The sequence below is a fragment of the Mesorhizobium sp. B2-6-1 genome, from assembly GCF_006440475.1.
Classification (GTDB): domain Bacteria; phylum Pseudomonadota; class Alphaproteobacteria; order Rhizobiales; family Rhizobiaceae; genus Mesorhizobium.
On sequence record NZ_VFUH01000007.1, the window covers coordinates 115,424 to 130,000 of the forward strand.

Sequence of the window (14,577 nt, forward strand, 5' to 3'; positions counted from 1 at the left end):
CGAAACTGCGCCGGCAAGAAGCCTATTGGAGAAGAAGCCGCGATGCGTGACCCGGCCAGTGGCCCGCGCGTTCTGCTGAAACGGCTCCGCGAGCTCATGCAGGAGCCGCTGGAGCCGCAGGAGCGGCTCGACCGCATCGTGCGCGACATCGCCTCCAACATGGTCGCCGAAGTGTGCTCGCTCTATGTGCTGCGCGCCGATTCCGTGCTCGAACTCTACGCCACCGAAGGCCTGAACCCGAACGCGGTGCACCTGGCGCAGCTCAGGCTGGGGCAAGGCCTGGTCGGCACGATTGCCGCCAGCGCGCGGCCGCTCAACCTGTCCAATGCGCAGGAACATCCGGCCTTCGCCTACCTGCCGGAAACCGGGGAAGAGATCTACAATTCCTTCCTCGGCGTGCCGGTGCTCAGGGCAGGGCGCACGCTGGGCGTGCTGGTGGTGCAAAACAAGACCATGCGCCATTACCGCGACGACGAGGTCGAGGCGCTGGAAACCACCGCGATGGTGATCGCCGAGATGATCGCCACCGGCGATCTGGCGCGGCTGACGCGGCCCGGCCTCGAGCTCGATCTGCGCCGCCCGGTCAGCTTCACCGGCCTGTCCTTCAACGAGGGCGTCGGGCTCGGTCATGTCGTGCTGCACGAGCCGCGCATCGTCGTCACCAACCTGTTCAACGAGGACAGCGAAGAGGAAGTCCGCCGGCTCGAGGCATCGCTCGGTTCGCTCAGGCTTTCCATCGACGACATGCTCGAGCGCCGCGACGTCGCCTTCGAGGGCGAGCATCGCCAGGTGCTGGAAGCCTACCGCATGTTCGCCAACGACCGCGGCTGGGTCCGGCGGCTGGAAGAGGCGATCCGCAACGGCCTGACGGCGGAAGCCGCGGTCGAAAAGGTACAGAGCGACATGCGCGCCCGTATGCTGCATATGACCGATCCTTATCTGCGCGAGCGGATGAGCGATTTCGACGATCTCGCCAACCGGCTTCTGCGCCAGCTGATGGGACGCGGGCCTGATGATGTCGCGGCCTCGCTGCCGAAGGATGCCATCATCGTCGCCCGCTCGATGGGCGCCGCCGAACTGCTCGACTACCCCCGGGACAAATTGCGCGGACTGGTGCTCGAGGATGGCGCCGCCACCAGCCACGTCGTCATCGTCGCGCGCGCCATGGGCATTCCCGTCGCCGGGCAGATGAAGGGCGCCGTTTCCATGGCGGAAAACGGCGATGCCATCATCGTCGACGGCGAGGAAGGCGCGATCCATCTTCGTCCGCAGTCGGATCTCGAAGCCGCCTATGCCGAAAAGGTGCGGTTCCGGGCGCGCCGGCAGGAAGTCTACCGCGAACTGCGCAAGAAGCCGTCGGTGACCAAGGATGGCGTTGCGGTCGACCTTTTGATGAATGCCGGGCTTGCCGTCGACCTGCCGCAACTGGCCGAATCGGGTGCCGCCGGGATCGGCCTGTTCCGCACCGAATTGCAGTTCATGGTCGCCTCGACCTTTCCCCGTGCCGAGGCGCAGGAGCGGCTCTACCGCGACGTGCTCGATGCCGCGCGCGGCAAGCCGGTGACCTTCCGCACCATCGATATCGGCGGCGACAAGGTGCTGCCCTATTTCAAAGGCGCCATCCAGGAAGAGAACCCGGCGCTCGGCTGGCGGGCGATCCGCCTGACGCTGGACCGTCCGGGACTGCTGCGCACCCAGATCCGCGCCCTGCTGAAAGCCTGCGGCGGGCGGGAGCTCAAGCTGATGCTGCCGATGGTCACCGAGCTCGGCGAGATCGCCCAAGCGCGTGAAATCATCGACCGCGAGGTGCGGCATCTGTCGCGCTTTGCCCATCACTTGCCTACCAGCCTCAAGCTCGGGGCAATGCTGGAGGTGCCGTCCCTCCTGTTCCAGCTTGACGAGTTGATGAAGGCGGTCGACTTCGTCTCGGTCGGCTCGAACGACCTGTTCCAGTTCGTGATGGCGGTCGACCGCGGCAACACGCAGCTTTCCGATCGCTTCGACACGTTGTCGACGCCGTTCCTGCGAGTGCTCAAGACCATCGCCGATGCCGGCGCCCGCAACCACACGCCCGTCACACTCTGCGGCGAACTCGCCGGCAAGCCCATCTCGGCAATGGCGCTGGTCGGCCTTGGTTTCCGCTCTATCTCGATGTCGCCCGCTTCGATCGGTCCGGTCAAGGCGATGCTGACCGAACTGCCGCTGGAGGCGTTGAAAGCGTTCTTCGACGACAATCTGATGGCGCCGGTCCAGGGGCTGCCAATGCGGGCGCTGCTGCAGGCCTTTGCCGACGACCGCTCAATTCCGTTATAGCACCTTTACAATGATCTCCCTTCCCCGCGACCGCATGGATCAAGTCGTCAAGCGTTTCGAGATGCTCGAAGTACAGATGTCGGCCGGCCCGGCGCCGGATGCCTATGTGAAGATGGCATCGGAATATGCCGAGCTCCAGGAGATGGTGGCCAAGGTCAGAGCCTTGCGTGCGGCCGAGCAGGAACAGGCCGATCTCGAGGCGATGCTCGCCGACAAGGGCACCGATGCCGAGATGCGAGCGCTCGCCGAGGCCGACCTGCCGGAGGTCGAAGAGCGCATCGAAGCGTTGCAGAAGGACATCCAGATCCTGCTCTTGCCCAGGGATGCGGCCGACGACAAGAACGCCATCCTGGAAATCCGCGCCGGCACCGGCGGCGACGAGGCAGCATTGTTCGCCGGCGACCTGTTTCGCATGTATGAGCGCTATGCCGCTTCGCGTGGCTGGCGGTTCGAGACGGTATCGGCCAGCGAGGGCGATGCCGGCGGCTATAAGGAAATCATCGCCACGGTTTCCGGCAAGGGGGTTTTCGCGCATCTGAAATTCGAGTCCGGCGTCCACCGGGTGCAGCGCGTGCCCGCGACCGAGGCCAGCGGACGCATTCACACCTCGGCGGCGACGGTAGCCGTGCTGCCGGAGGCGGAGGAAGTCGACATCGACATCCGGGCCGAAGACATCCGCATCGACACGATGCGCGCGTCGGGCTCGGGCGGCCAGCACGTCAACACCACCGATTCGGCAGTGCGCATCACCCATTTGCCGACCGGCATCATGGTGGTGCAGGCGGAGAAATCGCAGCACCAGAACCGGGCCAAGGCCATGCAGATCCTGCGGGCCCGGCTCTACGACCTGGAACGCAGCAAGGCCGATGAGGAGCGCTCGGAATCGCGCAAGTCGCAGGTCGGCTCCGGCGACCGCTCGGAACGCATCCGCACCTACAATTTTCCGCAAGGCCGCGTCACCGATCATCGCATCAACCTGACGCTCTACAAGCTCGACCGGGTGATGATCGGCGAACTCGACGAAGTCATCGACGCTCTGATCGCCGATCACCAGTCGAAGCTGCTCGCCGATATCGGTCTTGATGGCTGATCCTTTGCCCCAGGCGCTGGGGCCGCTGCTGCGGGCAGCGCGAGCGCGCTTGGCGGCGGTCGATAATCCGGCGCTCGATGCAAGACTGATCGTGGAGCACTTTTCAGGTACGACCCGCACGCAGGCCATTGCCGATCCCGAACATGCGGTCGATGCCGCCGCTCTTGTCCAGATCGACCGCGCCTTGAGGCGCCGCGCGGGCGGCGAGCCCGTGCACCGCATCCTGGGCTATCGGGAGTTCTACGGGTTGCGGCTGTCGCTGTCGCCGGAAACGCTCGAGCCGCGGCCCGACACCGAAACGCTGGTCGAGGCCATACTGCCCTTTGTCAGGGCAACCGTCATGCGCGAGGGCGAGTGCCGCATCCTCGATCTGGGAACCGGCAGCGGAGCCATCGCGCTGGCGCTGCTCAGCGCCGTGCCGGCAGCGATTGCCACCGGGGTCGACTTCTCGGAAGGGGCGTTGAGGACGGCAACGCGCAATGCCGCGCAATTGGGGCTTGGCGACCGGTTCACGGCGCTGCTGTCCGACTGGTTTGAAAAAGTTTCTGGTCGATACCATGTAATTGTCGCAAACCCTCCCTATATACGATCGGAGGACATCGGAAATCTGCAGGATGAAGTCCGGGATTTCGACCCGCGCCTGGCCCTGGATGGCGGCGCGGATGGGTTGGCCCCTTACAGGGTCATCGCCGCTGAGGCGGCTAAGTTTCTAGAAGCCGGAAGCAGGATTGCGGTCGAGATCGGCTACACACAGCACATCGAGGTCACCGCTATATTTCGCTCGTCCGGCTATGCGGTCGCTGGTGCGTTCGGCGACCTCGGCGGAAACGACAGGGTTCTTGTCTTTCAACGGGGAAAGCCTTGACGCAGTGCGAAAAAAACCGCTTGGCAATGCCGGGGAATGCGGCTAGGGTCGCGTTAACCGGATGAGACGAAGCAGGCAGTGCTCTTAGCGATTCGGTTTTCCTTGGAAATAGCTGCCTTCTTGCGCAAACGACGCCCAAGCTTCGTGCGGGAATCGTCCGGCAAGTGATGTAACCGGAACAGGATGGCACGTGGCGCCAACGCAATTGATGCGGGCGAACGCCGGTGAAGAAACGAAACGGCTGGCTGCATGAGCGCCACCGTTCGTGAAGAGTTTTCGAAAATTTCAATATGAAGAGAGTCGAATGAGGCCACAACAGCAGAACAGGCGCATGCGCGGTCGCAACAACAATGGCGGCGGCGGCAACAACAACAATAACAACAACCGCAAGGGGCCAAATCCCCTGACGCGCAACTACGAGAGCAACGGCCCGGACGTGAAGATCCGTGGGTCTGCTCAGCAGATCGCTGAAAAGTACGCCACCCTTGCCCGTGATGCGCAAAGCTCCGGCGACCGGGTGATGGCGGAGAACTATCTCCAGCACGCCGAGCACTATAATCGCATCATTGCCGCCGCGCAGGCGCAGATGCCGATCCAGAACGTCCAGCAGAATCGCGACGAATTCGACGATGATGGCGATGAGGATCGCGACGAGTTCGACAATGCCGGCAACGCCGGCAACAACGTTGCGGATGCGCCGGTTCCGGTGATCAACCACGGCGCGGGTCCGCAGCCGGTTATCGAAGGCATGCCGGCCGAAGTCGCGCTGAACCGGGAAAACGGCCGCGATCGTGATAATCGCGATCGTGATAATAATGGCGGGCGCAACAGTGGCGGCCGCGACAACAATGGCGGACGCCATCGCGACCGCCGCCCCAATGGCGGCTATGGCCAGAACAGCCAGCGCGGCGATTATGGTTCGTCCGCCGAGCAGGGTGCCCAGCAGCAGCGCAACGAGACGGCCGAACAGGCCGAGGTCGCCACGCCAGCCGAATCCGCCGCGCCGGTCGAGCAGGCGGCGCCGCTGTTCGAGAACCTGTCGCCGGCCGGGCTCGCAGCCCAGGCCGAACTCAATGAGACGGCCGCGGAGACTAGTCCCAGCCGTCGTCCGAGGCGTCCGCGCCGCCCGCGCGGCAATGCCGACCAGATCACCAGCGGCAACGACAATGCCGACGCTGGCGAGGTGGTCGCGGCGCCGACGGACAATGGCAACGCCGACACCGCGGTCGCCGACATCGACAACTGAGCGGCGACGCTTCCATGCATTGAACGGCGGAGAGAAATCTCCGCCGTTTTCGTTTTGCGCGGCCGTGGAATATTATGCTTTCGCAGCCATCGAGACGTCTTGAGGGTTCGCGGGTTGCGCACCATATCAGCCTCAACTGGATCCGGCTCTCACGGGCGGGTCCGTCACCGCAAACTGATCCGGTGCCGCAAAGCGGGCCGGTGATGGAAGGAGACAGGTATGAATCTCGAGAAATACTCGGAGCGCGTGCGCGGCTTCATCCAATCCGCGCAAACCATGGCGCTCTCGCGCAACCACCAGCAATTCACCCCCGAACATATCCTGAAAGTGCTCGTCGATGACGACGAGGGTCTGGCTGCGTCGCTCATCGAGCGCGCCGGCGGCAGCGTCCGCGACGTCAAGCTCGGCATCGAGACGGCACTCGAAGCGATGCCCAAGGTGGAGGGCGGCAACGGCCAGCTCTATCTGGCACAGCCGTTGGCCAAGGTGTTTTCGACAGCCGAGGAACTGGCCAAGAAGGCCGGTGACAGCTTCGTCACGGTCGAAAGGCTACTGACGGCGCTGGCGGTCGAGAAATCAGCCAAGACATCAGACATACTGGCCAAGGCCGGCGTCACCGCGCAGGCGCTCAACCAGGTGATCAACGACGTCCGCAAGGGCCGCACCGCCGATTCGGCGAATGCCGAACAGGGCTATGACGCGCTGAAGAAATACGCGCGCGATCTCACCGCCGATGCCCGCGCCGGCAAGCTCGATCCGGTCATCGGCCGCGACGACGAGATCCGCCGCACCATCCAGGTGCTGTCGCGCCGCACCAAGAACAATCCGGTGCTGATCGGCGAGCCGGGCGTCGGCAAGACGGCGATCGCCGAAGGCCTGGCGCTGCGCATCGTCAATGGCGACGTGCCGGAATCGCTGAAGGACAAGCAGCTGATGGCGCTCGACATGGGCGCGCTGATCGCCGGCGCCAAATATCGCGGTGAGTTCGAGGAGCGGCTGAAGGCCGTGCTTTCCGAGGTCACTGCCGCTGCTGGCGGCATCATCCTGTTCATCGATGAGATGCACACCCTGGTCGGCGCCGGCAAGGCGGACGGCGCCATGGATGCGTCCAACCTTCTGAAGCCGGCGCTGGCGCGCGGCGAACTGCACTGCGTCGGCGCCACCACGCTCGACGAATACCGCAAGCATGTGGAGAAGGATGCCGCACTCGCCCGCCGCTTCCAGCCGGTCTTCGTCGAGGAGCCGACGGTGGAGGACACGGTCTCGATCCTGCGCGGCCTGAAGGAGAAATACGAGCAGCACCATAAGGTGCGCATCTCCGATTCGGCGCTGGTCGCGGCGGCGACGCTGTCCAACCGCTACATCGCCGACCGGTTCCTGCCGGACAAGGCGATCGACCTCGTCGACGAGGCCGCTTCGAGGCTTCGCATGCAGGTCGATTCCAAGCCCGAAGCGCTGGACGAGATCGACCGCCGCATCATGCAGCTCAAGATCGAGCGCGAAGCGCTGAAGGTCGAGAAGGACGAGGCTTCGAAGGACAGGCTTGCCCGGCTCGAGAAGGACCTCGCCAGCCTTGAGGAGGAATCGACCGAGATGACCTCGAAATGGCAGGCAGAGAAGCAGAAGCTCGGGCTCGCCGCCGATCTCAAGAAGCAGCTTGACGAGGCGCGCAACGAACTGGCCATCGCCCAGCGCAAGGGCGAGTTCCAGCGCGCCGGCGAGCTTGCCTATGGCAAGATCCCGGAACTGGAAAAGAAGCTGAAGGAAGCCGAGGCCCAGGACGGCAAGGCTGGCATGGTCGAGGAAGTGGTCACGCCCGATCATGTCGCCCACATTGTCTCGCGCTGGACCGGAATTCCGGTCGACAAGATGCTGGAAGGCGAGCGCGACAAGCTGTTGCGCATGGAAGACGAGATCGGCAAGCGCGTCGTCGGCCAGGGCGAGGCGGTGCAAGCTGTTTCCAAGGCAGTGCGGCGCGCTCGCGCCGGCCTGCAGGATCCGAACCGGCCGATCGGCTCGTTCATGTTCCTCGGCCCGACCGGCGTTGGCAAGACCGAACTGACCAAGGCGCTGGCGAACTTCCTGTTCGACGACGAGAGCGCGATGGTGCGCATCGACATGTCGGAGTTCATGGAGAAGCATTCGGTTGCCCGATTGATCGGCGCGCCTCCCGGCTATGTCGGTTATGAGGAAGGCGGCGCGCTAACCGAAGCGGTGCGGCGCCGGCCCTATCAGGTCGTGCTGTTCGACGAGATCGAGAAAGCGCATCCCGACGTGTTCAACGTGCTCCTGCAGGTGCTCGACGACGGCCGGCTCACCGATGGGCAGGGCCGCACGGTCGACTTCCGCAACACGCTGATCATCATGACGTCGAACCTCGGCGCCGAATACCTGGTCAATCTCGGCGAGGACCAGGATGTCGATCAGGTTCGCGACGAGGTGATGAACGTCGTCAAGGCGTCGTTCCGGCCGGAGTTCCTCAACCGCGTCGACGAGGTGATCCTGTTCCATCGGCTGCGCCGGCAGGATATGGGCCGCATCGTCGAAATCCAGCTCAAGCGGCTGGAAAACCTGCTGGTCGACCGCAAGATCACGCTGTCGCTGGACCAGGAGGCGATCGACTGGCTGGCATCCAAGGGTTACGACCCCGCCTATGGCGCGCGGCCGTTGAAGCGGGTGATGCAGAAAGACCTGCAGGATCCGCTGGCGGAGAAGATCCTGCTCGGCGAGATCCTCGACGGCTCGACCGTCAAGGTGACCGCCGGCTCCGACCGGCTGAATTTCCGTTCGAAGCCGACGGTCGTCGCGACCGAAGCGGCAGCCTGATTGAACGCCGCGCGCCCAGGACGGGCGCGCGGCTTTTTCGCGTCTTTCGGCAGGAGCACGCATGACGCTGGACGACTATAACGGCTTCTGCGCCTCGCTGCCCGCCACATCGCATGTCGTCCAGTGGGGCGGCGCCCATGTCTGGAAGGTCGGCGCCAAGGTCTTTGCCATCGGCGGCTGGAGCGAGGGCCGCGACCCTTTCATTACCTTCAAATGTTCCGATATTGCCTATGATGTGCTGAAGGAGCAGCCGGGCTTGCGGCCCGCACCCTATCTTGCCTCGCGCGGCATGAAATGGATCCAGCGCCAGACAAGCAAGAGCATGGATGATGGCGCGCTGAAGGACTACCTGCGCGAGAGCCATCGTCTTGTCGCCCTGAAGTTGACGAAGCAGGCGCGAAGGGAACTGGGACTTGCCTGAGGCTAAAGCGCGTCACGTTCGACGGATTCAGGCGACGCGCTTTAGCTCTTGGTTCTATGCATGTCGTTCGCCCCAAACCGGGCCGCTTTTGGACGATATGCATTTAGCTGATATTCGTCGAGGCGCCGAAAAACCGCCATCTTCATGCCCGGTTCATATTGGAACCTTATGGTCGGGCGGTGGTTCGCTGGCGAAGGATTCGCTACGCGCGAAAGCCGCCTGCGACGGCAATTACGGACCGGAGAGTTTGCCCACCATGTTGCGGACGATCTTCACCCTTTCGGCACTTGCGGCCGGACTGGCGTTTTCAAGCGCGTTCGCCGCGCCGACTGAGGACGCTTCGCCGCGGGTCGTCCGCCCCGCTGACGGCGGCATCCTGCTGGCCCAGGACGGCAATCTCGACATCTATTACGACGCCAGGGGCAACCGCGTCATCGTCGATGCGGACACGGGCAAGGTCGTCGCCATCCAACCGCCGCAGACCAGGCTCGACCGACGCGCGCTGCGCCGCGAGACACGGCTGCGCGAACTCGGCCGCGTTCCCGCCGACGACGACCGCTACTATCTCGACGATCCGGAAGACATGGCACGCTTCCGCCGCAGGCAGATGGAAGACGAAGGCCGGGTCATCGCGCCGCCCGTCCAGGAATATGATCCCTATGGCGACAATTCCGTCGAGGCCTACCCGCCGGCCCCCGGCGGCGACGGCGTCTACGACGACAACTATCCGGAAGCGCCCCAGCCGGCAACGCCGCCCTCCGTCAAGCGCCAGCCGCTGAACGAGGCCTCGATAGAGCCGGTCCAGCCCACGGCTCCCGCCGCGCAGCCGGCGCCTGCAGACGAAGCGGGATTACCGCCGAAAGCAGGCGGCAAGACTGTGGTCGACCCGTCGCTTTCGCTCGGAGCACGCCAGGATGTCGCGGCTCTGCAGGTGCTGCTTGATCGCGGCGGCGCTTCGCCTGGCGTCATCGACGGGCGCTTCGGTTCGAATGTCGACAAGGCGCTGGCTGCCTACAACCAGATCACCGGCAGCAATCTGCGATCGACCGACGCCGTCGGCATCCAGGCGGCCCTTGCACAATCGGGCGGCGATGCCTTGGCCAACTACACGATCACGCCGGAGGATGCGGCCGGTCCCTATGTTGCGTCGATCCCGGAAGATTACAGCCAGAAGGCGCAGCTCGACCGCATGGGCTATACGTCGGTCACGGAAGCGCTTGCCGAGCGCTTCCACATGGACGAGAACTATCTCAAGGCGCTCAACCCGGAGGCCAATTTCAACCGTCCCGGAACGATCATCAAGGTTGCCAATTTCGGCAGACTGGTGTCGTCGCCGGTGGCTCGTATCGTCGCCGACAAGGGCAAGAAAGAGGTCTTTGCCTATGATACGGCGGGCAAGCTGGTCGCGGCCTATCCCGCCACCATCGGCTCGTCCGACACGCCGTCGCCGTCCGGCATTCATGCCGTGTCCCGTGTCGCGCTCGAGCCGAACTACACTTACAACCCCAACATCAATTTCAAACAGGGCGAGAACAATAAGGTCCTGACCATTCCGCCCGGCCCGAATGGCCCTGTCGGCTCGGTGTGGATCGCGTTGGACAAGCCGACCTACGGCATCCATGGCACGCCGGATCCCTCGAAGATCGGCAAGACCGAAAGCCATGGTTGCGTGCGACTGACCAATTGGGATGCCCGCGAACTGGCCAAGCTGGTTTCGCCCGGTGTGACGGTGGAATTCGTCGACTGAGACGATGCGGCGTTCGTCGCTGGTTAGAGCGGTTCAGTGTTCGATGGACTTCCGAGCCGCTCCAGCGCTGCGCGCTTTTCCCGGGAAACCGCCACGTTTTTCCTGGAATTGCTCTACCCGATTATCCTGCGCAACCATTTCGCGCTCGGTGTCGCGGCATAAATCAGCTGCACCATGAGAATGAAGCCGACGCTGAGCAGCGGGGTGACCAGACAGAGCAGGGCGCCGACCGCCCACAGAAGCTGCGCCTTGACGATGCGCAGGTAGACCGTGCGTTTCGTTTCGACGTCGACATCATCCGCCAGAAGGCCATTTTTCTCCGCATAGCGCCAGCTGGCGATCAGGGTGACGCCGAGCATCAGCAGATTGAGCCAATAGACGGCGACCGCGGTTCTGAATTCGAGGAAGTCGGCCAGAAGATCGGTCGAGAACGGCAGCAGGGCGATAAAGGCGAGAAAGCACAAATTGAGCGTTGCCAGCCGCCTGTCGGATCTGGTGATCAACCCATGCTGCGCCTGCTGGCCGAACCAGAAGATGGTCAGCGTCAGGAAGGAAAGCGCATAGGTCAGGAAGCGCGGCGCCAACGCCAGGACGGCGTCGAGGAGATCGCCTTCGGAATGGATCGCCTCGTGCGTCGGTACACGAATCTCCAGAACGATCAGGGTCAGCGCGATGGCGAAGACGCCGTCGGTCAGCCCGACGACGCGGTGGAGCCCGGACTGGGATGGTTCGAGCGGTCGCTTCATCGATTTTCTCCCCCTGTCTGATCGGCTCCCGTCCGATGCCGCGTGAAAGCTTAGCATGCCGGCGCTTGTTTGCACCTGCGTGGGCCGGCACCTGCCAATGCGGCCAGGTGGCTGCGCAGCTGGTTTCAACCACCGGGACCGCTGGCTGGTTGTTGCGGGCGCGCCGCGGGTTTATGCAGGTTGCATGCATGCACCGAGCAAAGCCGCTGCCGTCCCGCCGCCGACCGCCAACGGTACGTTCTGCCCGCAGTCGCAGCGGCGCTATGTGCTGATCGCCGCGATCCTGGCTTCAGCGCTTGGTTTCATCGACGGTTCGATCCTTGCCATCGCCACGCCGGCAATCCGCGTCGATCTCGGCGCCAGCCTGGCGCAAGCGCAGTGGATATCCAATGCCTACGCGCTGACGCTTTCGGCGCTCATCCTCGCCGGCGGTGCTGCGGGCGACCGCTTCGGCCTGCGCCGCGCCTTCGTCGCCGGCATCGCGCTGTTCATCGCCGCTTCATTGGCCTGCGCGCTGGCGCCCAATCCGGCGGTGCTGATCGCGTTTCGTGCAATCCAGGGCGTCGGCGCTGCGATCATGGTGCCGGGCAGCCTTGCCATCATCGCCAAGGCCTATCCGAAAAAGGAGCGCGGCCGCGCAATCGGCATCTGGGCCGCCGCTTCGGCGCTGACCACGGCACTCGGTCCGGTGCTGGGCGGTTTCGTGCTGTCGACCCTCGGCAATGGAATCTGGCGTGCGATATTTGCCATCAACCTGCCGCTTGGGCTGGTTTCGATCTACCTGCTGCTCGCCAAGATCCCGGCGGATCGGCCGACCGAAAAGCGCAGCCTCGATCTTGGCGGCGCGGCGCTGGCGACACTGGCCTTCGGGTTGCTGGCCTACGGGCTGACGGCGATGAACGCGGAGGCTGCCGGATTCATGTCGGGTTCGGCAATCGTTGCCGGCGTGGTCCTGCTTTTCGTCTTCATTTTCTACGAGCGCCGGCAGCGCGAGCCGATGATCGATCTCAATCTGTTTCGCATCGGCGCCTTCGCCGGCGCCAATCTCGCGACCTTCTTCCTCTATTTCGCGCTGTCGGCCAATCTTTTCTACCTGCCCATGCTTTTGATCGCCGGCTGGGGGCTGAGCACGGCCGAGGTCGGCTTCATCTTCCTGCCGCTGTCTGCATTGATCGCACTGCTGTCTGGGCCTGTCGGCCAGTGGTCCGACCGGATCGGACCGCGTTTTCCGATCGCCAGCGGCAGTCTGGTGGTTGCCTTCGCCTTCGCCGGGCTTGGCTTGTTGACGCATGCCGGTATCCACAATTTCTGGACCGGAACATTTCCGCTGATGGCGCTGATGGGGTTCGGCATGGCGCTGGTGGTGTCGCCGCTGTCGACCGCGATCATGACGGCGGTGGAAGACAAGGATACGGGCGCGGCCTCCGGTATCAACAATGCCGTCTCGCGCATAGGAGGCCTGATTGCGGTTGCGGCTATGGGGTCGCTTGCCGCCTGGGTCTACGCGAAGGCCCTGGATGGCAGCGCCTTGCCCGGCGTGCCGGGGTTCGGTGAACCGGCGACGACCGGACTGGCCCCGGCTGTCGACGCCGCACGGCTTGCCGCCAGCGACGCCGCATTCTCGGCTGTTTCCTTTGTAACGGCGCTGCTTTGCCTGCTTTCGGCTGTCATCGCCTGGATGACGATTTCAGGCGAATCATTGCCATGGCGCCGGCCCGCCGAAAACCCTCGCGACTGACGGGTGGATCGAAGGAACTATCCTTCGATCTTGGCGCTCGCGACCTTCAGCGAATCACTGTCTTCCTGCTTCAGCAGGTCGTCGATGCGCTCGCGTTCACGCTTGAAGGCGACAAGGTCCTCGCCCTTCAGCACCTTGCCGACCGGCAGGCGGACGCGCATCGGATCGACCTTGGTGCCATTGACGATCAGCTCGTAGTGAAGATGCGGGCCGGTGGCGAGGCCGGTCTGGCCGAGATAGCCGATGGTTTGGCCTTGGCGGACGTGAACGCCCGGTTCGATGCCTTTGGCAAAAGCGCTCTGGTGATTGTAGGAGGTCTCATAGCCGTTGGCATGGCGAATGATGATCTGCTTGCCATAGCCGCCGGCCCAGCCGACCTTCTCGATGACGCCATTGCCCGCGGCGATGATCGGCGTGCCGATGGGGGCTGCCCAGTCGACGCCGGTATGCATGCGGACATAGCCGAGGATCGGGTGCCTGCGCGCGCCAAAGCCGGAGCGGAACTTTCCGGCCGGCAACGGATTGCGCAGCAGGAACTGCTGGGCGCTCGAGCCGTCCTCGTCGAAATAATCCGTGCTGCCGTCCTGCATCTGAAAACGGTAGAAATTGCGCGTCTGCCCGCCGAAGGTCGCCGAGACGTAAAGCAGTTCGGAATTGTCCGAGGTCTGGTCGTCGCCGTCGGGCTGCGAGAACAGCACTTCGAGACGGTCGGCCGGATTGAGGCGGGACTGGAAGTCGACATCGGAAGCCAACAGCTTGATGAGCCGCTGCGTCATGGCCTTGGACATGCCGTAGGAATAGGCGGCGCGGTAGATGCCGTCATAGACGTTGGGCAGGTTGCCGCGCACCACCACTGGCGCCGACGAATCATCGAACGCCGTCAGCAACTCCGGATTGGGCTCCGGTTCCTGCGCCGGCACATACTGGCCGCGATCGTCGAGCGCGATGGTGACGATATGCTGGGTCCGATCGTAGACGCTGGTGCGCACGACCTTGGCGGCGTCGCCATGGACCTCGAGACCAACACGCAGCACGGTTCCAGCCTTGAGCGCCGGGGCGTTCAAGAGCTTGGTGATCGCCTCGGCCATGCCGGCGGCGTCCTCGCCCGTATAGCCCGAATCTGCGAAGGCTTCCGTGATGGCGAGATCCTTGGTGAAAGGGATGATTTCCTCGGCGAAGGCCGGTGCCTGGTCATCGGCGTTGGCACGTGGCGCGACCGAAACGTTCTCCGGCACGATCCTGACGTCGTAGGAGCCGGCCATGCTCTCGGCAAAGGCCTCGCCAAATCGCTGCGGGTCGACATAGTGGAGCGAAGCGACCTGGACGGCGCCGTCGCTGAGATCGGTGCCGGCCTCGCGCACTACCTTTTCCACCTCATCGGCGGAAAGGTCGCTCTTTTCATCGAAGGAAGCCGTTTCAATGGGGAAGTCGACGGTCTTCAGGCTCATTTCGCTTTCGACCTTGGTGCCGTAGATCTGGCCCGGCGTAGCGGCGGCCGTCGCCGGTTGCGCCGATGCGTCGTCACCGTCGTCGCCGAACACCTGCATCGGATCGAAGGGCGGGTAGGGCCGGTTGGTGGTATGGC

10 protein-coding genes (1 of these 10 running past the window's edge) are annotated in these 14,577 nt (G+C 64.0%); 8 read left to right on the forward strand and 2 right to left on the reverse strand.

Annotated features, from left to right (window positions below; genetic code table 11):
• Positions 1 to 42 precede the first annotated feature (42 nt).
• The 7 genes from ptsP to FJ443_RS16375 all read left to right on the forward strand — a co-directional run bounded on the left by ptsP (position 43) and on the right by FJ443_RS16375 (position 10,508).
• Positions 43 to 2,313 (forward strand): phosphoenolpyruvate--protein phosphotransferase, encoded by a 2,271-nt coding sequence (gene ptsP / locus FJ443_RS16345; RefSeq protein ID WP_140558171.1) that lies wholly within the window; start codon positions 43 to 45, stop codon positions 2,311 to 2,313.
• A gap of 10 nt (positions 2,314 to 2,323) precedes the next feature.
• Positions 2,324 to 3,403, forward strand: coding sequence for a peptide chain release factor 1 (prfA, locus tag FJ443_RS16350; protein WP_140664875.1), 1,080 nt, complete (start codon positions 2,324 to 2,326; stop codon positions 3,401 to 3,403).
• On the forward strand, positions 3,396 to 4,268 hold the full coding sequence (gene prmC / locus FJ443_RS16355) for a peptide chain release factor N(5)-glutamine methyltransferase (RefSeq protein WP_140500927.1): 873 nt from the start codon (positions 3,396 to 3,398) through the stop codon (positions 4,266 to 4,268). The genes prfA and prmC overlap by 8 nt, the downstream gene beginning before the upstream one ends.
• Before the next feature lie 304 nt (positions 4,269 to 4,572).
• Positions 4,573 to 5,514: a DUF4167 domain-containing protein gene (locus FJ443_RS16360; RefSeq protein ID WP_140560200.1), complete on the forward strand. Its 942-nt coding sequence runs from the start codon at positions 4,573 to 4,575 to the stop codon at positions 5,512 to 5,514.
• Between the two features lie 219 nt (positions 5,515 to 5,733).
• On the forward strand, positions 5,734 to 8,340 hold the full coding sequence (gene clpB, locus FJ443_RS16365) for an ATP-dependent chaperone ClpB (RefSeq protein ID WP_140500939.1): 2,607 nt from the start codon (positions 5,734 to 5,736) through the stop codon (positions 8,338 to 8,340).
• Between the two features lie 61 nt (positions 8,341 to 8,401).
• Positions 8,402 to 8,761, forward strand: coding sequence for an MmcQ/YjbR family DNA-binding protein (locus FJ443_RS16370; RefSeq protein WP_140565948.1), 360 nt, complete (start codon positions 8,402 to 8,404; stop codon positions 8,759 to 8,761).
• A 256-nt stretch (positions 8,762 to 9,017) separates the two neighbouring features.
• Positions 9,018 to 10,508, forward strand: coding sequence for a L,D-transpeptidase family protein (locus FJ443_RS16375; protein WP_140664878.1), 1,491 nt, complete (start codon positions 9,018 to 9,020; stop codon positions 10,506 to 10,508).
• Between the two features lie 113 nt (positions 10,509 to 10,621).
• Here FJ443_RS16375 and FJ443_RS16380 read toward each other — a convergent pair whose 3' ends face one another.
• Positions 10,622 to 11,254 carry a TMEM175 family protein gene (locus tag FJ443_RS16380; protein WP_140513832.1) on the reverse strand — a complete coding sequence of 211 codons (633 nt, stop codon included), beginning with the start codon at positions 11,252 to 11,254 and terminating at the stop codon, positions 10,622 to 10,624.
• Positions 11,255 to 11,438: 184 nt separating this feature from the next.
• Between FJ443_RS16380 and FJ443_RS16385 the strand changes: the two genes are divergently transcribed.
• On the forward strand, positions 11,439 to 12,992 hold the full coding sequence (locus tag FJ443_RS16385; protein ID WP_140584072.1) for an MFS transporter: 1,554 nt from the start codon (positions 11,439 to 11,441) through the stop codon (positions 12,990 to 12,992).
• A gap of 17 nt (positions 12,993 to 13,009) precedes the next feature.
• Here FJ443_RS16385 and FJ443_RS16390 read toward each other — a convergent pair whose 3' ends face one another.
• Positions 13,010 to 14,577, reverse strand: the 3' portion of a protein-coding gene (locus tag FJ443_RS16390; RefSeq protein WP_181165386.1) for a M23 family metallopeptidase. It continues 403 nt past the right edge of the window; 1,568 of the gene's 1,971 nt are visible here — the last part of the coding sequence; its start codon lies off the right edge, out of view; the stop codon is at positions 13,010 to 13,012.

What these genes read in the sequence shown, in the direction of transcription:
- FJ443_RS16360 (WP_140560200.1), top strand. Translation starts at nt 4,573, where the DNA reads ATGAGGCCACAACAGCAGAACAGGCGCATGCGCGGTCGCAACAACAAT.
- FJ443_RS16380 (WP_140513832.1), bottom strand. Translation starts at nt 11,254, where the DNA reads ATGAAGCGACCGCTCGAACCATCCCAGTCCGGGCTCCACCGCGTCGTC.
- prfA (WP_140664875.1), top strand. Translation starts at nt 2,324, where the DNA reads ATGATCTCCCTTCCCCGCGACCGCATGGATCAAGTCGTCAAGCGTTTC.
- FJ443_RS16370 (WP_140565948.1), top strand. Translation starts at nt 8,402, where the DNA reads ATGACGCTGGACGACTATAACGGCTTCTGCGCCTCGCTGCCCGCCACA.
- ptsP (WP_140558171.1), top strand. Translation starts at nt 43, where the DNA reads ATGCGTGACCCGGCCAGTGGCCCGCGCGTTCTGCTGAAACGGCTCCGC.
- clpB (WP_140500939.1), top strand. Translation starts at nt 5,734, where the DNA reads ATGAATCTCGAGAAATACTCGGAGCGCGTGCGCGGCTTCATCCAATCC.
- FJ443_RS16375 (WP_140664878.1), top strand. Translation starts at nt 9,018, where the DNA reads ATGTTGCGGACGATCTTCACCCTTTCGGCACTTGCGGCCGGACTGGCG.
- prmC (WP_140500927.1), top strand. Translation starts at nt 3,396, where the DNA reads ATGGCTGATCCTTTGCCCCAGGCGCTGGGGCCGCTGCTGCGGGCAGCG.
- FJ443_RS16385 (WP_140584072.1), top strand. Translation starts at nt 11,439, where the DNA reads ATGCATGCACCGAGCAAAGCCGCTGCCGTCCCGCCGCCGACCGCCAAC.